The 22,059-nt window shown below is 74.2% G+C and carries 18 protein-coding genes; 9 read left to right on the forward strand and 9 right to left on the reverse strand.

All coding sequences use genetic code 11. The annotated features are described in order from the left end of the window. Positions 1-76: 76 nt before the first annotated feature. Entirely contained in the window at positions 77-916 is an 840-nt protein-coding gene (locus ABZ945_RS25970) for an NAD(P)H-dependent oxidoreductase (protein ID WP_361273995.1), read from the forward strand. A gap of 42 nt (positions 917-958) precedes the next feature. On the opposite strand, the gene ABZ945_RS25975 is transcribed toward ABZ945_RS25970, so the two are convergent. After that, a complete protein-coding gene (locus ABZ945_RS25975; protein ID WP_361273997.1) occupies positions 959-1,318 on the reverse strand; it encodes a hypothetical protein in 360 nt (119 codons plus the stop codon). A 355-nt stretch (positions 1,319-1,673) separates the two neighbouring features. On the opposite strand from ABZ945_RS25975, the gene ABZ945_RS25980 reads away from it, so the two are divergent. Next, positions 1,674-3,419, forward strand: coding sequence for a PP2C family protein-serine/threonine phosphatase (locus ABZ945_RS25980; protein ID WP_361274000.1), 1,746 nt, complete (start codon positions 1,674-1,676; stop codon positions 3,417-3,419). A gap of 312 nt (positions 3,420-3,731) precedes the next feature. Beyond that, positions 3,732-5,951, forward strand: coding sequence for a terpene synthase family protein (locus ABZ945_RS25985; protein WP_361274002.1), 2,220 nt, complete (start codon positions 3,732-3,734; stop codon positions 5,949-5,951). An 85-nt stretch (positions 5,952-6,036) separates the two neighbouring features. Here the strand turns inward: ABZ945_RS25985 and ABZ945_RS25990 are convergent, their stop codons facing one another. From ABZ945_RS25990 to ABZ945_RS26000, 3 genes are all read right to left on the reverse strand, one after another. Further along, the gene (locus tag ABZ945_RS25990) at positions 6,037-6,450 is read right to left on the reverse strand and encodes an RNA-binding S4 domain-containing protein (protein ID WP_361274005.1); all 414 of its coding nucleotides are present in this window, start codon (positions 6,448-6,450) and stop codon (positions 6,037-6,039) included. A gap of 7 nt (positions 6,451-6,457) precedes the next feature. Further along, complete coding sequence (locus ABZ945_RS25995; protein WP_105871937.1) at positions 6,458-6,958, reverse strand: hypothetical protein; 501 nt, start codon at positions 6,956-6,958, stop codon at positions 6,458-6,460. 225 nt (positions 6,959-7,183) lie between these two features. Then, a complete protein-coding gene (locus tag ABZ945_RS26000; protein WP_361274007.1) occupies positions 7,184-8,116 on the reverse strand; it encodes an SGNH/GDSL hydrolase family protein in 933 nt (310 codons plus the stop codon). Positions 8,117-8,580: 464 nt separating this feature from the next. Between ABZ945_RS26000 and paaK the strand changes: the two genes are divergently transcribed. Further along, on the forward strand, positions 8,581-9,894 hold the full coding sequence (paaK, locus tag ABZ945_RS26005) for a phenylacetate--CoA ligase PaaK (RefSeq protein ID WP_361274010.1): 1,314 nt from the start codon (positions 8,581-8,583) through the stop codon (positions 9,892-9,894). A 104-nt stretch (positions 9,895-9,998) separates the two neighbouring features. Here the strand turns inward: paaK and ABZ945_RS26010 are convergent, their stop codons facing one another. Beyond that, on the reverse strand, positions 9,999-10,844 hold the full coding sequence (locus ABZ945_RS26010) for a restriction endonuclease (RefSeq protein ID WP_361274013.1): 846 nt from the start codon (positions 10,842-10,844) through the stop codon (positions 9,999-10,001). A 230-nt stretch (positions 10,845-11,074) separates the two neighbouring features. Here ABZ945_RS26010 and ABZ945_RS26015 point away from each other — a divergent pair, with 230 nt between their 5' ends. Further along, positions 11,075-12,166, forward strand: a complete 1,092-nt coding sequence (locus tag ABZ945_RS26015; RefSeq protein WP_361274016.1) for a glutamate--cysteine ligase — start codon at positions 11,075-11,077, stop codon at positions 12,164-12,166. A gap of 133 nt (positions 12,167-12,299) precedes the next feature. Here the strand turns inward: ABZ945_RS26015 and ABZ945_RS26020 are convergent, their stop codons facing one another. Further along, entirely contained in the window at positions 12,300-12,935 is a 636-nt protein-coding gene (locus tag ABZ945_RS26020; protein WP_361274019.1) for a VanZ family protein, read from the reverse strand. Between the two features lie 423 nt (positions 12,936-13,358). Between ABZ945_RS26020 and ABZ945_RS26025 the strand changes: the two genes are divergently transcribed. Further along, complete coding sequence (locus tag ABZ945_RS26025; RefSeq protein ID WP_361274022.1) at positions 13,359-15,725, forward strand: penicillin acylase family protein; 2,367 nt, start codon at positions 13,359-13,361, stop codon at positions 15,723-15,725. 145 nt (positions 15,726-15,870) lie between these two features. On the opposite strand, the gene ABZ945_RS26030 is transcribed toward ABZ945_RS26025, so the two are convergent. Further along, positions 15,871-16,719, reverse strand: a complete 849-nt coding sequence (locus ABZ945_RS26030) for an alpha/beta hydrolase (RefSeq protein WP_361274024.1) — start codon at positions 16,717-16,719, stop codon at positions 15,871-15,873. A 133-nt stretch (positions 16,720-16,852) separates the two neighbouring features. After that, complete coding sequence (locus ABZ945_RS26035) at positions 16,853-18,067, reverse strand: ionic transporter y4hA (RefSeq protein ID WP_361274026.1); 1,215 nt, start codon at positions 18,065-18,067, stop codon at positions 16,853-16,855. A gap of 203 nt (positions 18,068-18,270) precedes the next feature. On the opposite strand from ABZ945_RS26035, the gene ABZ945_RS26040 reads away from it, so the two are divergent. The 3 genes from ABZ945_RS26040 to ABZ945_RS26050 all read left to right on the forward strand — a co-directional run bounded on the left by ABZ945_RS26040 (position 18,271) and on the right by ABZ945_RS26050 (position 20,803). Then, complete coding sequence (locus tag ABZ945_RS26040) at positions 18,271-20,082, forward strand: serine hydrolase (RefSeq protein WP_361274028.1); 1,812 nt, start codon at positions 18,271-18,273, stop codon at positions 20,080-20,082. A gap of 189 nt (positions 20,083-20,271) precedes the next feature. After that, a complete protein-coding gene (locus ABZ945_RS26045) occupies positions 20,272-20,466 on the forward strand; it encodes an antitoxin (protein ID WP_248634956.1) in 195 nt (64 codons plus the stop codon). 160 nt (positions 20,467-20,626) lie between these two features. After that, positions 20,627-20,803: a hypothetical protein gene (locus ABZ945_RS26050; protein WP_361274031.1), complete on the forward strand. Its 177-nt coding sequence runs from the start codon at positions 20,627-20,629 to the stop codon at positions 20,801-20,803. 116 nt (positions 20,804-20,919) lie between these two features. Here ABZ945_RS26050 and ABZ945_RS26055 read toward each other — a convergent pair whose 3' ends face one another. After that, complete coding sequence (locus tag ABZ945_RS26055) at positions 20,920-21,990, reverse strand: LacI family DNA-binding transcriptional regulator (RefSeq protein WP_361274034.1); 1,071 nt, start codon at positions 21,988-21,990, stop codon at positions 20,920-20,922. Between the last annotated feature and the right edge of the window lie 69 nt (positions 21,991-22,059).

A 22,059-nucleotide genomic window follows, 5' to 3' on the forward strand; every position in this document is an offset into this window, starting at 1 on the left:
GGTGGTACCAGGAACGCGGGTCCACCGGTCGAGCGGGGTGCTGGCTGCCGGGTTCGGACCGGGAGACGGTGGTGTCATGACGACGAACGCACCGCTCATATCGACCACCCCGACGACACGGCCCCGGAAGGTGCTGGTGGTCTCGGCCCATCCCGAGGCGGACTCGCTGACCGCCTCGCTCGCCGATTTCGCGGTGCAGCGGCTGCGTGGCGCCGGGCACGAGGTGCGGGTGTCGGACCTGTACGCGATGAAGTGGAAGGCGGTGGTGGACGCGGACGACTTCCCGGACCATCCGCCGCGGGACAGCGGGGGTGTGCTGGCGGCCGCCGGTGAGGCCACGCTCGCGGGGCGGCTCTCCCCGGACGTCGCGGCGGAGCAGGAGAAGCTGGTCTGGGCGGACGCGGTGGTGCTGCAGTTCCCGCTGTGGTGGTTCTCGGTGCCGGCGATCCTCAAGGGCTGGATGGACCGCGTGTTCACCTTCGGGTTCTCCCACGGTCCGGAGTTCACGCCGTTCGGCGGCGGTGGGCTCGGCGGCCGTCGCGCCCTGCTGGCCGTGACGGCGGGCGCCCGGGAGCCGGCCTTCTCGGACCGGGGTATCAACGGGCCGCTGGCCGATGTGCTCTACCCCGTCCAGCACGGGCTGCTGTGGCTGACGGGCATCCAGCCGATGGAGCCGTTCGCGGTGTTCGACGCCAACGGGTTGTCCGAGGAGCGGTACGCGGAGGCGCTGGAGACGTACGGGCGGCGGCTGGACGGGCTGTTCACGGACGAGCCGGTTCCGTTCCGCTCGCTGGCCGGGGGCGACTACGACCACGGGATGCGGCTGCTGCCCGGGCGGGAGGAGCCGGGCACCTCGGGGATGGCCCTGCACACCGCGCGGCCGGCCTCGTCCGCGGCGGACCGGCTCGCGGGCTGAAGGGTGCGGCGGGGCGCCGCCGGGTCAGGAGCGGCTGTCGGTTCATGAGTGGCTGATGACGACGGGCGCGCTGCATACGGCGGTGGCCAGTTCGGGTGAAGTGACCCGGACCCGGTAGGGCCCCGCGGGCAGTTCGGGCACCAGGACCGAGGCACCGAGCGTACGGGGGTCGACTCGGGTCGCCAGCAGGGCCGCGGGTGCCCAGCCTTGCTCCGTGCGCCGTTCGAGGAGCACGTCGCAGGGGTGCCAGAGGGTGTCGGCGCAGTTCCAGCTCACCCGGTGGCGCTCCACGCAGTGCCAGTGGGTCCCGGCGGCGGGGCTGCTCAGGCAGAGGTCCGGTGGCGGGGCGGGTGGGCGGGTGAGGTCGCACAGTCGCGCCTTGGTCCGCGCCATCCAGTGCATGGTGTCGTCTCCTCGCGGTTCTCGGTGGGCGGAGGGAGGGTGCCGGGGGTGCTCCGGGGGTCTGCCCTCGGTGTTGCCGTGGCGCCGGGGGCGCAATCCCGCCGTTCGGCCCGTCCGGGGCGGGACCTCGGACCCGGGCCGAGGGGGACGGAGGCGGGTCGCGGGTGGGACCCGGGGCCCGATCGGCTCCGTGCGGGCCGCGCGGTGATGCCGGGTGGTGGCCGGGGCGGCATCATCGTGACCAGGCGCGTCCGCACGCCCGCTGTCGAGGTCACCGTCGTGAGGAAGGCCCCTGCGCCATGAGCCACCCGTACGGACCCCGCTCGCTGCCGTCCACCGGAGCGGTGGCCTCCTCGTGACCCGGCCGCGGACGGACGATCTGGCCGCGCTCAAGTCGTACATCGAGCGGGAGGTCGCCACCCTGCGGGCGGAGGTGCGGCGGGCCAGGGAGGCGGCCGGCGGCGAGACGGCCGGGCCGGCGCTGCTCGCCGCCGGGGCCTCGTCGGCGGACACCGGTCGGGCGCCGCTCTGCCCGTGCGGTCAGGGCGCGGGCGCCGGCCATGGCTGTGCGGACGCCGGCGAGGGGCATGATCCCTGGCACTGCCTGTGTGCGGCGCTGCCGGCGGTTCCCATGTCCGCGGCGCTGCTGGCGCCGGTGCGGGACGGGTCCGGGGAGATCGTCGACTTCGTGATCCGGGCCGGCAACCATGTCCGGTCGGCGGACTGGCTGATGCCGCCCGATCAGCAGGTGGGGCGGCCGTTCTTCGCCGAGGCCCGGCCGGGGGCGCGAGCCAGCGGGCTGCTGTCGGCGCTGCGGCAGGTGCTGGCGACGGGCCGGGCGCTGGGCGGCATGGTGGTGGACTACACCGAGGAGCGGTACGGGCGGCTGCGCCGCGTACAGCTGGTGCACTACGCGGCGTCCTGCGGTGACCAGGTGCTGACGACCTGGCGTCCGGTGCGCAGTCAGGCGGAGCTGCTGACGATCGACGCGCAGCATCTGGCGTCGATGGGCTGGGGGCGGTGGGATCTGCTCTCCGGGTCGGTGTCGTGGTCGGAGGGGTTGCAGCGGATCTTCCGTACCGATCCGGCGCTGCCGTGGTCGCTGCCGGAGTTGTGCGACGCGCTGGTGGAGGCGGATGTCGGGCCGTTCGGGGAGTTCATCGCCTCGGTGCTGGCGGGTGAGGAGCCGGCGTGGACGCGGATCCGTTTCACGGTGCTGGGTGAGGTGCGCACGGTGGATCTGCTGGGCCGCCCGGTGGCGGGGACGGACGGGCGGCCGTGGGCGTTGCAGCTGGTGGCGCGGGATCTGACGCCGCAGATGCGCAGCCGTCGGCGTCTGGTGGAGAAGCAGCGGGAGACGGAGCAGTTGCGGCAGCAGGCGGCGGCGGAGCGGCAGGTGGCCTCGGCGCTGCGGGAGGCGCTGCTGCCGACGTATTCGGAGGGGCTGGCGGATCTGGGGTTGACGGCGGCCGCGGCGTATCTGCCGGCGGAGCCGGAGGCCGCGGTGGGTGGTGACTGGTACAAGTGCCGCCCGTTGGCGGACGGGGAGCGGTCGCTGATCGCGATCGGGGACGCCAGCGGGCACGGGCTGGAGGCGGTCGCGCGGATGGCGCAGCAGCGGCACGGGGTGGCGGGGCTGGCGCAGACGGGTGCGAGTGCCGGGTCGGTGGTCACCTGGCTGAACGATCTGGTGTGCGCGGATCCGGCGGCGAACACGGCGACGGTGGCGGTGGGGCACATCGGCGGGGACCGGGTGCTGCGCTGGGCGTGTGCGGGGCATCCGGCGCCGCTGCTGCTGCGCGGGGAGCGGGCGTTCACCCTGCCGGTGGAGCATCGGGGGCCGCTGCTGGGGGTGCTGCCGGGCCATCCGTACCGGACGGCGGAGTTCCCGCTGGTGGGTGGTGATGTGCTGCTGCTGTACACGGACGGGGTGGTGGAGCGGCGCGGTCGGGACATCACCGAGGGGGTGGCGCGGTTGGTGGGGTCGTTGACCGGGTGTGCGGGGCTGGAGCCGCAGGGGATCATCGACCGGTTGGCGGCGGAGTACGTGCGGGCGGAGCATGACGACGACGCGTGTCTGCTGGCGGTGCGGGTGGACTGACCGCGGGATCGGGATCCGAAGGGGGCGGGTGGTCCGCCGGGACGGGATGGGCCGCGAGCCGCGGGGAGGGGGCAGGGCGGGGCGGGCTGCGAACCGCCGGGCCGGGCGCGGGCCGCGGGGGCGGACTGCGGGCCGGGGGGGCGGACTGCGGGCCGGGGGGGCGGGCCGCGAGCCGCGGGGCGGTGGTGGAGGGCGCCTTAGCCGGTATGACTATTTCGGGGCGGGCGTGGGCCGAATGTGTGAGGGGTAGGGCGTTGCCCGGCGGTTTCCCCCGACGGGAAACGGTTTCCCTCACCGAAAGGCCTCGCGCGCATGGCTCAGCCCTTCGTCCTGCCGGACTTCTATGTGCCGTATCCGGCACGTCTCAACCCCCATCTGGACGCGGCCCGGGCGCATACCGTGGGGTGGGCGCGCCGGATGGGGATGCTGGAGGGCTCCGGGGTGTGGGAGGAGCGGGACCTCCTGGCGCACGACTACGCGCTGCTGTGCGCGTACACCCATCCGGACTGCGACGCGGACATCCTGTCGCTGGTGACCGACTGGTATGTGTGGGTGTTCTTCTTCGACGACCACTTCCTGGAGGTGTTCAAGCGCACCCAGGACCTGGCCGGCGGCAAGGCGTATCTGGACCGGCTGCCGGCGTTCATGCCGCTGGAGGTGGGCCAGGCGGTGCCGGAGGCGGTCAATCCGGTGGAGGCGGGGCTGGCGGACCTGTGGGCGCGGACGGTGCCCGCGATGTCGCCGGCGTGGCGGGCGCGGTTCGCCGAGTCCACCGAGCATCTGCTCAACGAGTCGCTGTGGGAGCTGGCCAACATCAACGAGGGCCGGATCGCCAATCCGGTGGAGTACGTGGAGATGCGCCGCAAGGTGGGCGGCGCGCCGTGGTCGGCGGGGCTGGTGGAGTTCGCGGCGGGCGCGGAGGTGCCGGAGCCGGTGGCGCACGAGCGGCCGCTGCTGGTGCTGCGGGACAGCTTCTCGGACGCGGTACATCTGCGCAACGACCTGTTCTCCTATCAGCGGGAGGTGGAGGACGAGGGGGAGAACAGCAACGGTGTGCTGGTGCTGGAGACCTTCCTCGGCTGCACCACGCAGGAGGCCGCGGAGGCGGTGAACGACCTGCTGACCTCGCGGCTCCAGCAGTTCGAGAACACGGCGCTGACCGAGGTGCCGGGGCTCTGCCTGGAGAAGGGGCTGTCCCCGGCCGAGTGCGCGGCGGTGGCGGCGTACACCAAGGGGTTGCAGGACTGGCAGTCCGGCGGCCATGAGTGGCATCTGCGGTCCAGCCGCTATATGAACGAGGGGGCCCGGACCTCGTCGCCCGGCGGGGTGCTGGGGACGGCGGCGATGGATGTGGCCGCGCTGTTCGGGCGGCCGGCCCGGGGGCGGCTGCGGTCGCTGACGCATGTGCCGCACCAGGTGGTGGGCCCCTCGCTGCTGCCCGCGTTCGATCTGCCGTATCCGCTGTCGCTCAGCCCGCATCTGGACGCGGTGCGGGTGTCGTGCCTGGACTGGGCGGAGCGGATGGGGCTGCTGGAGGACATCTGGGACCGGGAGCTGATGGCCGGGTTCGACCTGCCGCTGTGCGCGGCGGGACTGGATCCGGACGCCACGCAGGAGGAGCTGGAGCTGAGCTCCCAGTGGCTGACCTGGGGCACCTACGGCGACGACTACTACCCGCTGGTGTTCGGGCGGTCGCGTGATCTGGCCGGTGCGAAGGCGGTCACCGAGCGGTTGAAGGGGTGTATGCCGCTGGAGGACCCGGCGGCCGGGGCGGCGGGTGCGGTCGGGCACCTGGAGCGGTCGCTGGCCGATCTGTGGGAGCGCACGGCCGCGCCGATGGGCCCCGAAGCGCGGGCCTCGCTGCGGACGGCTCTGGACCACATGCTGGACAGCTGGCTGTGGGAGCTGCACAACCAGGCGCAGCACCGGGTGCCCGATCCGGTGGACTACATCGAGATGCGCCGCCGGACCTTCGGTTCGGAGCTGACCATGAGCCTGGCCCGGCTGCGGCATGAGCAGGGCCTGCCGGCCGCGTTCTTCGCGACCGGGGTGATGCGGGCGGTGGAGAACGCGGTCTCCGACTACGCCACCCTGCTCAACGACCTGTTCTCCTACCAGAAGGAGATCGAGGTCGAGGGCGAGGTGCACAACGGGGTGCTGGTGGTGCAGTCGTTCTTCGGCTGCGACTATCCGACCGGGGTGCGGATCGTGGACGATCTGATGCGCGGGCGGCTGCGCCAGTTCGAGCACCTCAAGGCGCAGGAGATCCCGCTGCTGGCGGAGGAGTTCGGGCTGGACGCGGACGGCAGGGCGGCGCTGGCGGCGTATCTGCGGGAGTTGGAGGACTGGCTCGCCGGGATCCTCAACTGGCACCGGGGCGCGCGGCGTTACGGCGCCGAGGACGTGCGGGCCGGTACGGGTACGCCGAGGCTGCGGGCGGTGGCGGGTGCGCCGGGCGCCGCGGGTGGCCTGGCCGGTCCCACCGGGGCCGGGACGGCGGCGGCGAGGGTGGTGGAGCTGTTCGGGCGGTAGGCCCGGGACTGCCCGTGCGAGGGGACGGGGGTACGGGCGCCGGGGCCGTGCGCGGGCCGCGGCGCCCTGCCCGGTGCGCGGGTGGTCAGGGGGCGCGGAGGCCGCGGAGCTGGTCGAGTTCGCGGCGCTCGCGCTTGGTGGGGCGGCCGGTACCGCGGTCGCGGACGCCGGCGAGAGCGGTGTGTTCGCGGGGCGGCGGGGGCGGGCTGTTGTCGGTGTACGCCTCGGCGGCGGCGGGCGCTCCGACGCGCTTGGCCAGCACGGCCTTGACCTCGACGATCCGCTCCCGGCCGGCGTGGAAGAGCCGCACCTCGTCGCCGGGGCCGATGTGCTGGGCGGGCTTGGCGCGCTCGCCGTTGACCTTCACATGCCCGGCCCGGCAGGCGGTGGCCGCCTGGGAGCGGGTCTTGGTGAGGCGGACCGCCCAGATCCAGCTGTCCACCCGGACGCTGCCCCTGCCGCCGCCGTCGGTGCCGTCGCCGCCGCCTGCCGTCGCCATGTCGGGGTCAGCCCTGCTGGAAGAGTTCCGCGGGCAGCGGCTTGAGCAGGGCGTACAGGTCGTCGGTGATCGGGCGGTCCCAGCTGGCGATGGTCACCAGGACGTTGTCGCTGCGGTCGAACTGGACGCAGGAGATCCGGCTCTCGGAGAGCTTCAGCCGGCGCACGATGAGCAGGTTGTCGCCCTGCATGACGGGGACGTCCTCGGTCTCCACGACCTCGACCGGCTCGTCGTTCTCCAGGGCGGCGAGCAGCTGGGCGACCTCGAAGGGGATCTGGCCCTCGGCGACCTCCCGGGCCGGGGAGCCCTCGGGGAGGTTGCCGATGATCATCGCGGGGCCGCGGCCGCCGAACAGGTCGTACCGGAGGAAGACGCCCTGGCAGCTGCCGTCGGGGGCGGGGAGCAGACCGGCGCCGAGGTTGCCGGGCCAGTCCCCCGGGTCCATGGCCAGGACATCGAAGTCCGGACCCGCGGGTGTGGCGGCGCTGCGGCGGCGGAGGAAGGACATGCCGCCATGGTACGTGCCCGGGGGGCCGGTGCGGCGCCCGGGCGGACGCCCGCCGCCCCTGCGGGAAGGGGCGGTGAGCGGCGGGCCGGGACGGGGTCATGGGCGACGGGACGGTGCGGGTGCGGGGCGTCGGGGAGGGTGTGGCGGGCTGAGTGTGCCGGTGGGTGAGCGCGGGTGCCGACGGGTTGACGGCGAGTGCCGGTCGGTGCCGGGTGCCGGGTGGGCTCAGGGGGTGGCGAGGACCTGGTGGACGGCGTCGGCCATGGCGCGTTCGCCGGCCGCGTTGGGGTGGAAGGGGGCGGCGGCGCTGGTGAACAGGGGCTCCATCCAGCGGGTGCCGGCGGGCTTGCAGGCGTCATGGCCGATGGAGGGGGTGTAGGTGTCCACATAGTCGGCGCCCCGGGCGGCGGCGGTCTGGGCGATCATGGTGTTGAGGCGCTGGTGGGTGTCCCGCAGCCAGGGGGCGTCGCCCTTGGCGATGGAGACGGTGAACGGGCAGTTGCGGCCGTCGTCGGGGACGATCGCGGGGTAGCCGGTGACCAGGACGCGGGCCTGCGGCGCTCGGGCGCGGATGCCGTCGATCGCGGCGGCGATCCTGGGGGCGGTGTCGCGGATGGTGGAGGCCAGCTGGTCCTGACCGGTCCAGGTGTAGCTGGTGCGGCAGGGACGGCCGTTGATGTCGAGCAGGCCGAGGGTGACGCAGCGGACGATGATGTCCGCGAAGCCGATGTCGTTGCCGCCGATGGTGAGGGTGACCAGGTCGGTGTCGGCGCTCAGGGCGTCGAACTGCGGTGGGGCGGTGGGGCTCTGGGCCGAGGTCAGATGGACGGTGGTGGCGCCGCCGCAGGTGACGTCCCGGTGGGCGGCGGGGGTGAGTTCGGCGTTGAGCAGGGCGGGGTAGTTGCGGCTGGACCTGGCGCAGCCGGTGTCGGTCTGCTCGGGTACCCCGGCGCCGGAGGCGTAGGAGTCGCCGAGGGCGACATAGGTGCCCAGGGCGGCCGTGCCCGGGCCGGGCGCCACGAGGGTGGACGCGGTCGCGGCGGTGGGGGTGGCCGCGGCCGGGGGTGCGCCGAGGGCGGCGGTGGCGGCGAGGGCCGCGGTCGCGGTGGTGAGGGCGAGTGCGGTGCGCAGACGGCGGCTCGGCGTGGCTGGGCGCATGACGGTGCCTCTCGTGAGGGGGGAGCCGCCCGTCGGCGCCGGGGCGCGCCGAAGCGGGCAGGGCGGCGCCGGTGGGCGGGACGGGTCCCCGTCCGTTCCGCCCACCGGCGAGGTGGGGAGAAGGCGCCGCGCGCGGTTACCGGCTGGTTGTACTGGCTCGTAATATGCGGGCGCCCTGAGGGGGCGTCAAGGAGTGCGGCAACGCTTGTTCAGCGCCTGATCGCCTCCGGTGAGGGGTGACGTTCACGGGGCCGGCCGCCGGCCGGGGTGGCACACGGTCCGTCGGGGGGATCGGGGAGTCGCGGCCCGGAGCGTCGGGAGGTGCTGTGCGGGCGATCGCAGAAACTGTCCGACACCCCCTTGACCTGGCGCGGGACCGGTTGACTTACTGATCGCGGACGTGGCGACCGAATGATCGGTCGACGGCCGGTGACAGTGCCGGGGACGGGAGTGTGGTGGCGGTCATGACGGACAGGGGCACGGCGGCGACGGCCGCACTCGACGCCGGGGAGAAGCTGGATCGCGGCGGGCTGGCCGCCCTGCAGCTGGAGCGGCTGCGGTCGACGCTGGAGCACGCGTACCGCCGGGTGCCGTTCTACCGGGAGGCGTTCGACCGGGCCGGGGTCCGCCCGGGGGACCTGCGCTCACTCGCCGATCTGGCGCGTTTCCCGTTCACCGCCAAGAGCGATCTGCGCGCGCAGTACCCGTTCGGGATGTTCGCGGTCGAGCGCTCCCGGGTGCGGCGGCTGCACGCGTCCAGCGGGACCACCGGGCTGCCCACGGTCGTCGGCTACACCGACGGCGACCTGGAAGTCTGGGCGGAGGTGGTCGCCCGGTCGATCCGCGCGGCCGGCGGCCGGGCGGGCGACACCGTGCATGTGGCGTACGGCTACGGGCTGTTCACCGGTGGCCTCGGCGCGCACTACGGGGCGGAGCGGCTGGGCTGCACGGTGGTGCCGGCCTCCGGCGGGATGACGGCGCGCCAGGTGCGGCTGATCCAGGACTTCCGCCCCGAGGTGATCATGGTGACGCCCTCGTACATGCTGACGCTGCTCGACGAGTTCGAGCGGCAGGGTGTGGATCCCCGGGCGACCTCGCTGCGGGTGGGGATCTTCGGTGCCGAGCCGTGGACCGAGGAGATGCGGCGGGAGATCGAGGAGCGGTTCGCGATCGACGCGGTGGACATCTACGGGCTGTCCGAGGTGATCGGGCCCGGGGTGGCGCAGGAGTGCCTGGAGAGCAAGGGGTCACTGACGGTCTGGGAGGATCACTTCCTGCCTGAGGTGGTCGATCCGCTCACCGGCGAGGTGCTGCCGGACGGGGAGCACGGGGAGCTGGTGTTCACCTCGCTCACCAAGGAGGCCATGCCGGTGGTGCGCTACCGCACCCGGGATCTGACCAGGCTGCTGCCGGCCGAGGGGGCGCGGCCCTTCCGGCGGATGGAGAAGGTGACCGGGCGCAGTGACGACATGGTGATCCTGCGGGGGGTCAACCTGTTTCCCACCCAGATCGAGGAGATCGTGCTCCGAGTGCCGGCGCTCGCCCCGCACTTCCAGCTGCGGCTGGAGCGGGAGGGGCGGCTCGATGTGCTCACCGTGCGCGCGGAGGCCCGGGCGGACGCCACCCCCGTGGACCGCGAGGAGGCGGCGCGGGTGGTGGCGGCGGCCGTGAAGGACGGCATCGGGGTGTCCGTGGCGGTGGAGGTGGTGGACCCGGAGACGCTGGAGCGGTCGGTCGGGAAGATCCGGCGGATCGTGGACCTGCGCGACCGGGACTGACGGACACCGGCGGGCGTCGGCGGAGGTCGTGCCGTCCCGGCGTCCGCCGGCTCGGCTCCGGAACACGCCGGAAGGGGCGTTGAGCGAGCCGTCCCGGAGGGCGCTCACTCCTCCGGCGCGGCGGGCGGGGGCAGCAGCCAGGGGGCCGGGCCGATGCCCTCGGCCCAGGCGTCCAGGCCCGTACGGTCCATGCAGAGGATGCCGCAGCGGGCGGCGTACTCGCCGGCGGGCGCGGTGAACTCGCTGGTGGTGACCACGGCGGCGACCTGGGCGTCGTGCACGGCGAAGCAGGTGCCGCCGAAGCGCTGGAGGTCCTGTGAGCCGACCTTGTTGCCGGTGCCGTAGGCCTTGCACTGCAGCACGACCCGCCGCCCGTCGGGGGTGGTGGCCAGGACGTCGGCGCCCAGGTCGCCCGCGCCGCCGACGACCTCGACGTCCCCGCAGCCGTCACGTACGCAGAGGTCGGCGACGGTCTGCTCGAAGGAGTACGGGTCCAGGGCGGCGTAGTCGATGCCCGCGTACTCCTCCGGGACCTCCTGCACCTCCCGTACCTCGGGCGGCAGCGCGGTCGATCCGGTCGGCTCGGCCGGCTCGGTCGGCTCTTGGGGCTGCGCCGGCGGGACGAGTGCGGGCGGGGGCGCCAGGGCGGGAGGCGCCGCCACCGGGGCGGCGGGTGCGGCGGCCAGGAGGGCGGTGCCCGGAGCGGCGCGCCGGCGGCGGCCGGCTCGGGCGAGGACGGCGACCGTCGCCCCGGCGACCAGCAGCGCCAGGATCACGGCGGGAACGTCGGCGGCGTCCCCGATGGCCGCGCGGGCCGTCATACCGGTACCGCACAGCACGATGGCGACCAGGCCGACGGCGAGGACCGTGTCGCGCAGGGTCGCCCCGGTGCGGGTTCCTTCCGGGCGGCCCGGTCGGGGGCGGCGCGGCCTGCGGACGGGTATCGCCATGGACGGTCTCCTTCGGTCGGACGGGAACGGGCGGGATCGGGTCCGGGACGGGTGGGGCTGGGTGGACGGAACGGTTTCCCGTACGTAGGGACGTGCTCCGTACGGCCGTACGGACGATCTTGTGTGGGGCCGTATGCCCCGTTCAGAGCGGTTCCCACGCCAGGCGTGGCTCACCCGATCGGGGGCATCCGTCCCGCGTCCCGATGGGTTGCCGAGAGAGGGTGGCGGACGTGCGCAGTGTGGGTGTGGAGGAGGAGCTCCTCCTCGTGGACAGCGGTACGGGGCAGCCGTGCGCGCTGTCGACCGCGGTGCTGGCGGCGGCGTCCCGGGACCCGCAGGGCAACGAGGACGTATTCGAGAGCGAACTCCAGCGGCAGCAGCTGGAGTTCGCCACCCGGCCGCAGACCGACATGGGTGAGCTGCGGGAGGAGATCCTGCGGTGGCGCGGGGAGGCGGGGCGCCACGCCGAGAGCCTCGGCGCCTCGGTCGCGGCGCTCGCGACCTCGCCGTTGGAGGTGTCCCCCACCATCGGCAGCGGTGAGCGCTACCAGTGGCTGAAGGAGCACTTCGGGCTGACCGCCCAGGAGCAGCTCACCAGCGGGTGCCATGTCCATGTCTCGGTGGAGTCGGACGAGGAGGGTGTGGCGGTACTGGACCGGATCCGCCCGTGGCTCCCGGTGCTGCTGGCGATCAGCGCCAACTCCCCTTACTGGCAAGGGGAGGACAGCGCCTACGCCAGCTACCGCAGCCGGGTGTGGGGGCGCTGGCCCCAGGCCGGTCCGGTCGAGGTGTTCGGGTCCGCCGACCGGTACCACGAGCAGGTCGCCGACATGGTGGCCAGCGGGGTGCTGCGCGACACGGGGATGATCTACTTCGACGCCCGGCTCGCACAGAACTACCCGACGGTGGAGATCCGGGTGGCCGATGTCTGCCTGGACGCGTCCACCACCGTGCTGCTCGCCACCCTGGTGCGCGGGCTGGTGGAGACCGCGGCCCGGCGCTGGCGGGACGGGGAGCCGCCCGCCCGGCACGGTGTGTCGCTGCTCCGGCTGGCGAGCTGGCGGTCCGCCCGGTCGGGGCTGGAGGGCGAGCTGATCCACCCCGCGACCATGCGTCCGGCACCGGCCGAAGCGGTGGTGCGGGCGCTGTTCGACCATGTGCGGGACGCCCTGGAGGAAAGCGGGGACGTGCGGCCCGCGCAGGAGGCGCTGGCGGAGCTGCTGAAGGAGGGCAACGGGGCGCGGGTGCAGCGCGAGCTGCTGCGTCGCACCGGGAGCCTCCAGAAGGTCGTCGCGGAGTGTGTGGCCCGGACGCGCGGCTGACCGGGCAACGGGCAACGGGCAACGGGCAACGGGCAACGGGCAACGGGCAACGCTACGGGAGTGGGGCCGGTCCTTCTGGGCCGGCCCCACTCCCGTTCACCGCCGTGTGGAGCGGGTCCCGGGGCGGGGACCGCTACTCCCCCACCGCCTGACGCGACCGGGAGAAGCGGTGCCACCAGTGGCGGCGGCGCGGGTGGACGGCGCGGCCGAGCCGGCGGCCCAGCAGCAGATAACCGAGGAGCGCGCCGGTGCAGTTGAGCAGGACGTCGTCCACGTCGAAGGCCCGGCCGGTGACCATGGCGCCCTGGACCAGCTCGACCAGGATCATCACCAGCGCGGTGAGCAGCACCACCCGCACCAGGCCGCGGGCGCGCGGGAAGAGCACCGGCAGCAGCAGTCCGAACGGCACCCCGAGCACGATGTTGCCGCCCAGTTGCTTGACGGTGTCCCGGAAGGCGGGCTGGTCGAGATAGGAGCGGATCGAGTCGCCGGGGCGCAGGTTGGTGTGGGTGAGGGATTCGGAGGCGATGGAGGGCTGGAGGGTCAGCTTGGCGAGGATCACGGCGAAGCCCACCATGGCGGCGAAGGCGAGGACCACCGCCAGGGCGCGGACCACCGGGGACGGCCCCCCACGCCGGGACGTGGAGGACTCCGCGGGCTCGGGCGCGGGCGGGCCGTCCTTGGTGGGCGGCGGAGCGGGGTCGGCGGTACCGTCGCGGACGGTGGCGGTGCGCGTCGCGATGGACCCGCGCCTGGCTGATCGCAGCATGGGGGCTCCCGAGGCGGTGTTCGGTTCTGGCAGTCCTCGCCCGGTTACCCGGGGCCGTTGGCGGCATGCCGGTGCCGCGGGACGCGGCGGGAGAAGGGTCGGCGGCGGCGATCGCGGCGGCACGCCCGGCCTCGCTGATGGGCGCCCGGTAGGCCTGATGGCCTGTCAGGGTCGGCCTGATGGGTTGTCAGGGGCGAGCCCCGATCTTGCCCGTAGTTCCTGGGGCCGGTGTCCCTGAGCGGTCCCGGAAGTCGTGCTCGGACCCCCGTGGGGCGGTTGACAGTGTGCGGGGCGGGATGGGTGCATGAGCCGAACGCCCGGTGACGGCGGAAGCGGTCGCCCGGTGCGTTCGCCGCGTTCTGCCGACTTCCGCTGGGAGGCACGTTGCTCGCCCCACGCACCCGCAGGAGAATCCTGGTTCCGGTGGTGGCCGCTTTGGCGGCGCTGATCGCCGGCACCACGCCGTCCGCCGCCGGCCCGCCGGGGCCCGCGGCGGACGGGCCCGAACGGCACCGCCCCTCGGACGGGCGGCTGTCCGCGACGATCCGCTACACCGAGCACGGTATACCGCACATCCTCGCCCGCGACTACGCGCAGTTGGGCTTCGGTACCGGCTGGGCGCAGGCGGCCGACCAGGTCTGCCTGCTGGCCGACGGCTTCACGACCGTACGCGGTGAGCGGTCGCGGTACTTCGGTCCCGAGGGTGAGAGTGACGGCTCGCTCTCCTCCGCCTCCACCAACCTGGGCAGCGACCTGTACTTCCGCGGGGTGCGGGACGCGCGGACCGTGGAGCGGCTGCTCGACCGGCCGTCGCCGCAGGGCCCCAGCCGGCAGTCCAAGGAGCTGGTCCGGGGCTGGGCGGCCGGCTACAACGCCTGGCTGCGGCAGAACCGGATCACCGATCCGGCCTGCCGGACCGCGGACTGGGTGCGGCCGGTGAGCGAGCTGGACGTGGCCCGCCGGATGTACGCGCTCGCCGTACTCGGTGGCGAGGGAGGGGCGGTCGACGGCATCACGGACGCACGGCCGCCGACGGCAGGCAAGGCCACGGCCGGGGCGGCGGCCGATCCGGCGCGTTCGGCCCGGGCGGCCCGGGAGCTGTTCGCGGCCGACAAGGCCGACATGGGCTCCAACGCGGTGGCCTTCCGGGGCAGTACCACGGCGAACGGCCGGGGGCTGCTGCTCGGCAACCCGCACTACCCCTGGCACGGCGGGCGGCGGTTCTGGCAGTCGCAGCAGACCATTCCCGGTGAACTGAACGTGTCGGGCGGCTCCCTGCTCGGCTCGCCCGCCGTCAGCATCGGCTTCACCGACAAGGTGGCGTGGAGCCACACGGTGTCGACCGGGGTGCCGCTCAACCTGCACCAGCTCACCCTGGACCCGGCGGACCCGACGGTCTACCTGGTGGACGGGGCGCGGGAGCGGATGACCCGGCGGACGGTGGCGGTGCCGCTGAAGGACGGCTCCAGCGTGCGCCGCAGCCAGTACTGGACCCGGTTCGGGCCGGTGGTCACCTCGCTGGACGCCGAGCTGCCGTTGCCCTGGTCGGCGACGACCGCGTACGCGCTCCACGATCCCAACGCGGCCAATCTGCGGATGACGGACGCCGCGCTGGGCCTGGCCAAGGCGCGCTCGGTGCGAGGGGCGCGCCAGGCGCTGGACCGGGCGCAGGGGCTGCCCTGGGTGAACACCATCGCGGCGGACTCCTCCGGGGGCACCCTGTTCACTCAGGCGCAGGTGCTGCCGAGGATCACCGACGAGCTGGCGGAGCGCTGCTCGACGCCGCTGGGCAGGGTGGTCTACCCGGCCGCGGGGCTGGCCGTGCTGGACGGCTCGCGCGGGGACTGCGCACTGGGCAGTGACCGGGACGCGGCCCAGCCGGGGATCTTCGGGCCGGCGCGGATGCCGGTCCTCCAGGACGCGCCGTACGCGGTGAACTCCAACGACAGCGCCTGGCTGGCCAACGCCGACCGGCCGCTGACCGGCTACGAGCGGGTGTTCGGCACCGTGGCGACCGAGCGGTCGCTGCGTACCCGGGGCGGCACCGAGGACGTGTCCGCGATGGCGGCCAGGGGCGGGCTGAAGGTGGCCGACCTCCAGCGGCAGCAGTTCGCCAACCGGGTGCCCGCCGCGGACCTGGCCGTCGCCGACGTGGTGAAGGCCTGCCCGGCGGCGCTCCCGGACGAGCCGGAGGCGTGCGCGGTACTGGCCCGCTGGGACCGGACGATGGACACCGGCAGCCGGGGTGCCCTGCTGTTCGACCGGTTCTGGCGGAAGCTGAGCGCCTCGGTGCCCTCGGGGCAGTTGTGGAAGGTGCCGTTCTCGGCAGCCGGCCCGATAGGCACCCCGAACACCCTGGACACCTCCCGACCCGGGTTCGCGACGGCGCTGCGGCAGGCGGTGGCCGAGCTGCGGTCCTCCGGCACCGCGCTGGACGCGCCGCTCGGTGCGCACCAGTACGTGGTGCGCGGCGGGGAGCGGTTCCCGGTGCCCGGCGGCACCGGCCAGCTGGGGGTGTGGAACATGATCGTGGGGCAGTGGGACCCCGCGAAAGGCGCCTACACGGAGGTGGTGCACGGGACCAGCCATGTGCAGGCGGTCGGCTGGGACGGTGGCCGCTGCCCGGTGGCCCGGACGCTGCTGACGTACTCGCAGTCGTCCAACCCGCTCTCGCCGTACTTCGCGGACCAGACGAGGCTGCTCTCCGGTGAGCGGTGGGTGACGGCCCGGTTCTGCGAGCGGGACATCCTGGCGGACCCGAAGCTGAGGGTGGTGCGGGTGCGCCAGTGAGGGGCCGGCCCCCGGTGGCCCCGCCGCGCCGGTGACTCCCGGCGTGGTGGGGCCGGGCGCCAGGACGGGGCGCGGGGAGCACTGGTCGGGAGCCTCGCCGGTCCGGTGCCGGTCCGGTGCCGGCACGGGGATGGCCGGCGCGCGGTCAGCGGGGCGGTGGTGGGGCGGTTTCGGTGAGGAAGGAGCGGAGTTCGGCGGCGAGGCGTTCAGGCTGGTCCTCGGGGACGAGGGTGGCGGAGTCGGCGATCTCGACCAGCCGTCCCCGGGGGTAGAGCTCGGCGAGCCGGGGGCCGTGCTCCCGGGGCATCAGCCGGTCCTCGGCCGCCCAGATGACCAGGACGGGGCGGTCGAAGGAGCGCAGCCGTTCGCTCCAGTCGAGGAGGGTGGCGCGATCGGGTGCCGAGGCGGCGAACCGGGCGAAGTCCCGGCGGATGGAGCGGTTTCGGAGGGCCGGGGCGAACCAGTCGTCCATGATCTCGTCCGGTACGCCGCGCAGGCTCATCCCGCCGTAGCCGCCCTTGGCGTGGCGCACCGCCGGGATGCGCAGCAGGTTCAGCAGCAGTCTGATGCCGCCGGGGACACGGGCGATCGCCTCCAGGGCCTTGCCCGGTCCGGGCGGGAAGTTGTCGAACGCCTCGCAGGCGACCAGCACCAGCCGCCCGATGCGCTCGCCCCGGCCTTCGGAGAGCAGGAACTGGCCGCCGCCCCAGTCGTTGAGGACGAGCGTCACCTCGTCCAGCCCGAGCCGTTCGATGAACTCGCCGAGCAGCAGGGCCACTCCGCGCTGCGTCAGGTCGGCGTCCGGGCGCATCGGGGTGCGGTGGCCGCCCAGCGGCAGGGTGGGCAGGACGCAGCGGTAGCCGGTCATCAGCGGCACCACCTTGCGCCACTGGGTCTCGTTCATCGGGACGCCATGGCAGAACACCAGCACCGGGCCGTCCCCGCCGGTGTCCTGGTAGTCGATCGGTCCCGCGGACAGGTCGATCCTGGCCATGCGCACGCACTCCTCGGCTGGTGGTGCTTCCCCGTGCACGGCGCCGTCCGGCCGCCTGCCCGTCACCCTACGCGCGCCGGTGGGCGGTGGGGCGGCGGGTCGGCGGAAGGCTGCCGGAGGGGCGGGGCGGTCGTCAGGGGCTGATGGAGAGGAACACGAAGGCGGCGAACAGCACCAGGTGCAGTCCGCCCTGGAGGGAGGTGGCCCGGCCCGGCACCACGGTCAGGGCGCTCACCACCGCGGTGAGGGCCAGCAGCACCAGGTGCACCGCGCCGAGGCCGAGGACCAGGGGCCCGCTCAGCCAGATGGACGCCAGCGCGATGGCCGGCACGGTCAGTCCGATGCTGGCGATGGCGGAGCCGTAGGCGAGGTTGAGGCTGGTCTGCATCCGGTCGCGGCGGGCGGCGCGCACGGCGGCGAGGGTCTCCGGTGCCAGCACCACCAGGGCGATGACCACACCGACCACCGCCTTGGGCAGTCCGGCCGACTCGACACCGTCCTCGATCGCCGGTGAGACCAGTTTGGCGTTGCCGACGACCGCCACCAGGGCCACCAGCAGCAGGGTGACGCTCCACCACATGGTGCGGGCGCTGGGCGGCGGGGCGTGCTCCTCGGGGTCCTCGGGGGTCGCGGGCGTGCCGCCGCCTTCGGGGTGGCGGGCGACGGGGAGGAAGTAGTCGCGGTGCCGGACGGTCTGCACGGCCACGAAGTTGCCGTAGAGGCAGAGCGAGGCCACGGCGGCGAAGACGAGTTGCGCGCCGGAGAACTCGGCACCGGCGTGGCTGGTCGTGAACGACGGCAGGACCAGGGTCATGGTGGCCAGCATGGTGACGGTGGCGAGCGCGCCGCCGGAGCCCTCGGCGTTGAACACGGCGACGCGTTCGCGCACGGCCGCGACGAGCAGTGACAGGCCGACGATGCCGTTGCAGGTGATCATCACGGCGGCGAACACGGTGTCCCGGGCGTAGGTCGCGGCCTCCGGCCCCCCGCCGGCCATCAGCATCACGATCAGCCCGACCTCGATCACCGTGACGGCGACCGCGAGGACCAGGGAGCCGAAGGGCTCGCCGACCCGGTGGGCGACCACCTCGGCGTGGTGGACGGCGGACAGCACCGAGCCGATCAGTACGGCGCCGACCAGGGCGAGCGCCGGACCGGGCAGGTCACGGCCCCAGCCAAGGGCGAGGACCACCACGGCGGCGACCGGTACCCAGGTGGTCCACTGGCGCGCCGGGAACCCGTCGGGGGCGTGACCCGACCCGGTGCTCCCCTCCCCCGGTTCACCGCCGCGCCGCGCCGTGGACCGCTCGCCCGCCGCCCCGTCCCTGCCCTCCGTGCCGCTGCCCATGGCCTCACGCTGTCATCTCGTCAGGTGATCCGCCAAACCGGGTGGGCCGATGGGGCCCTGCGGCCCCGGGCACGGCGCGGGTACCGGGTTCTTGACGCGGCACCGGCGGCGGTAAGAAAGTTTCACCTACTGCGCGGGGGTCCGAAGGATTCTTTCAGCGAGCGGCCGGTCCGTGCCGCCCGCGGCGAGTGGAGAGGGCGGCGATGGCCGAGGGGGCGGAGCATGGTGGCAGGCACCCGGAGATCAGCCGCCGCCGGCTGGGTGGCGGGATGCTGGCACTGGGAGGTGCCCTGGTGATCGGTGCGGTTCCGGGGGCGGCGGCGGCCGAGGCCCGGCCCGCGGGGCATCCGCGGCCGGAGAGCCGCCCCACCCTGCGTCTGGGCTCCGCCGAGCGGGCCGGGCTGCTGCCGGCCGCGCTGGACGACCTGGTGGCGGAGGCCGAGCGCTTCCTCGGCCCCTCCCCCGCCCACCCGTGGTACGCCGGGGCGGTGCTGCTCGCCGGGCGCGGCGGGACGGTCGCCCTGCACCGGGCGATCGGCCACGCGGTGCGGTACGCGGGCTATGACGAGAAGACGGACACCGGGGTGGAGCTGCCGCCCGAGCGGCGGGTGCCGATGGCCGAGGACACCGTGTTCGACCTGGCCTCGGTGTCCAAGCTGTTCACCTCCGTGCTGGCGGTGCGGCAGATCGAGCGCGGCCGGCTGGAGCTGGAGGAGAGGGCCGCGGCCTATCTGCCGGAGTTCGGCGGCGGCGGGAAGCAGGACATCACCGTACGGCAGCTGCTGACGCACACCTCGGGGCTGCGGGCCTGGATCCCGCTGTTCCAGGAGCCGACCAGGGAGGGGCAGCTGCGGCTGCTGTGGAACGAGGCCCCGGCCGACCCGCCCGGTTCGGTCTACCGCTACTCCGACCTCAATCTGATCACGCTCCAGCTGATCCTGGAGGAGATCACCGGGCAGGCGCTGGACGGGCTGCTGCGCAACGAGATCACCGGCCCGCTGGGCATGCACCGCACCCGCTACAACCCGCCCGCCTCCTGGCGGCCCAAGATCGCCGCCACCGAGGACGCCCGCCCGCCGTGGTCCGGTCTGGACCGGGGCCTGGTGTGGGGCGAGGTGCACGACGAGAACGCCCACGCGATGGGCGGGGTGGCGGGGCACGCCGGGGTGTTCTCCTGTGCCTGGGACCTGGCCGTGCTGGCCCGCACCCTGCTCAACGGCGGGGTGTACGGGCGGGCCCGCATCCTGGAGCCGTCCTCGGTCACGCTGATGTTCACCGACTTCAACACGGACTTCCCGGGCGACGAGCACGGGCTCGGCTTCGAGCTGAACCAGCACTGGTACATGGGGGCGATGGCCACCCCGCTGACCGCCGGTCACACCGGCTTCACCGGGACCAGTCTGGTGATCGACCCCACCACCGACTCCTTCCTGGTGGTGCTCGGCAACTCGGTGCACCCGGTGCGCTCCTGGCGTTCGGGCTCGGCGCCCCGGGTCGCCACCGCCGACCGGATGGCCCGTGCCGTCGCCGTACGCCCCGCGCACGGGCGTACCGCCTGGTTCGGCGGAATGGCCTCCGGCAGGACGGCGGTGCTGGCTCTGCCCGCCCTCACCCCCCGCTCGCCCCGCCCCCGGTTGCGCTGCTCCCTGTGGTGGGACACCGAGCCCCGTACCGACGCGGTGTTCCTGGAGGCGTCGGGGGACGGCGGGGCGAGCTGGCGGCCGGTGCCGTTCACCACCGCGCGCCCCGGCGCGGCCGCCGAGCCCCGTCCGCGGGGGACGGTCACCGGCTGGTCCGGGCGGGTGTGGCACCGGGTGGAGGCGGATCTGTCCGGCTGGCGGGGCACCGAGGTGCGGCTGCGCTGGCGGTACACCACGGACCCGCGGTATGTGGGCCGGGGGGTGTACGTGGACGGGCTGCGGGTCCTGGACGGGGCCCGGACCCTCTTCGACGAGACCCGGCCCGCGGACGCCGCGCGGATCGAGGCGGACGGCTGGACGGTCTCAGCGGACTGACTGGCGGGGACGGTCTCGGCGGACTGACCGGCCGGGGTGGGGGCCACTTCTTGACCCGCGGCGCCGGGAAACCCCTTCTGACGTGCGGTTTCGCCGATGGGGAAACGGGGGCGGCCGCGCGCGGATGCGAAGCCCGGACCGCCGCGTGAGACTGAGGGGCGGGGGATCGCTCGGCGAGGAGGATGACCCATGTCCATGATGGACAAGATCAAGGCGAAGCTGAAAGGCCACGAGTCCCAGGTCGACAAAGGTGTCGAGAAGGGCGGTGACTATGTCGACAAGCGGACCGGGGGCAAGTACAGCGGCCAGGTCGACTCCGCCCAGGACAGGATGAAGGACGAGTTCGGCAGGGACCCGAACCAGGACCCGCCGACCCGCACCTGAGCCCCGCGCTCCTTCTCACCCGCGCCCCCGTCCCCGCGCCCCGAGCGCGGCGGCGGGGGCGCGGCCGTGCGCGGCGCCACCCGGGCGGACCGCTCGGGGTGCGGGCGCGCGCGGGGTGGTGAACAGTCGTCACGGAAGTCCCCACTCGAAGGAGAAACCCATGCTTCGGCGTATCGCTTTCGTTCTGGCCGGCCTGATGGCCGTCGGTCTCGCCGCCGCCGGTCCCGCCGCCGCCCACACCTCCGACGTCGAGGGCGCCTGGTTCGACGCCACTCGGGCGCAGGCCGGTGACGTCCGGGTGGAGTACGTCCGCGGTGGCGAGTTCGAGATCGACTGACGTGGCGCTCCGGGTGCCGGTGTGACCGGCGCCCGGGCCCCGCATCGGCCGTCCCCTCGGGGGCGGCCGGTGGCATGTCCGGAGACATGAGGGACGGTGGCCCGGGGGCGGGTGGGTCAGGCGGACTCGCGCAGGACCAGTTCCGGGGTGAAGACGACGGTGGTGGCCGGGCGGTCGGGGTGCTCGATGTGGCCCTGGAGCAGCCGGGCCATCTCGGCGGCCATGGCCTCGACGGGCTGGCGGACCGTGGTGAGCGCCGGGCGGCAGGAGGCGGCCACCGGGCCGTCGTCGAAGCCGATGACGGCGACGTCCTCGGGGATCCGGCGCCCCCGGTCCCGCAGGACGTGGCAGGCGCCCTGGGCCATCACGTCGTTGGCGGCGAACACCGCGTCGAGGTCGGGGTGGCGGGCCAGCAGCCGGGCCATCGCGGCCTCGCCCGACTCCTGGCTGAACTCGCCCTCGGCGACGGGCACGGTGTGGACGCCGTGGCGGGCCATGGCGTCGCGGAAGCCGCCGAGGCGCTCCTGGACGGCGGGCAGGGCGGTGGGGCCGGTGATGGTGACCGGGCGGGCACGGCCGAGGGCGAGGAGGTGCTCGGCGGCCAGCCGGGCGCCGTCCCGGTGGTCGAGGTCGACGCAGCTGAGCGGTACCGGGAGGGCGGGGCGGGCGAACACCACGGCCGGCAGGCCGGCGGCGGCGAGTTGGGCGGGCAGCGGGTCGTCGGCGTGGTTGGAGACGACCAGGGCGCCGTCGGCGCTGCCCTGGCGGAGATAGGACACCACATGGTCGCGGTCGGCCGGGGACTCGGCGAACATCAGCACCGGGTGCATGGAGCGGGGCCGGAGGAACTGGACCACTCCGGTGACGACCCGGCCGAAGAAGGGGTCGGTGACGGTCCGTCCGGCGAACGCGGTGGACGCGGAGGGCGAGTCGTCGTCCGCTCCGGAGACGACCAGCGCGATGGTCTCGGCCCGGCGGGTCACCAGTGAGCGGGCGGCCCGGTTGGGCGCGTAGCCGGTGGCGGCGACCGCCCGGCGTACCGCGTCCTGGATGACCGGGTCGACGTTGCGGACGCCGTTGACCACCCGGGAGACGGTGGCGCGGGAGACGCCGGCGGCACGGGCCACGTCCTCCAGGGTGGGGGCACCCGCGGACCGTCCGAAGCCTCTGCTCATGGCGGCGCTCATGGGCGTCTTTATAGCACTCCGCCGACTCCACGGGAGAGCGCTCCACCGAAGTGCGCAGGTCGGCCAACG

It is taken from the genome of Streptomyces sp. NPDC046887, from assembly GCF_040644755.1.
GTDB classification, from domain to species: domain Bacteria; phylum Actinomycetota; class Actinomycetes; order Streptomycetales; family Streptomycetaceae; genus Streptomyces; species Streptomyces lichenis.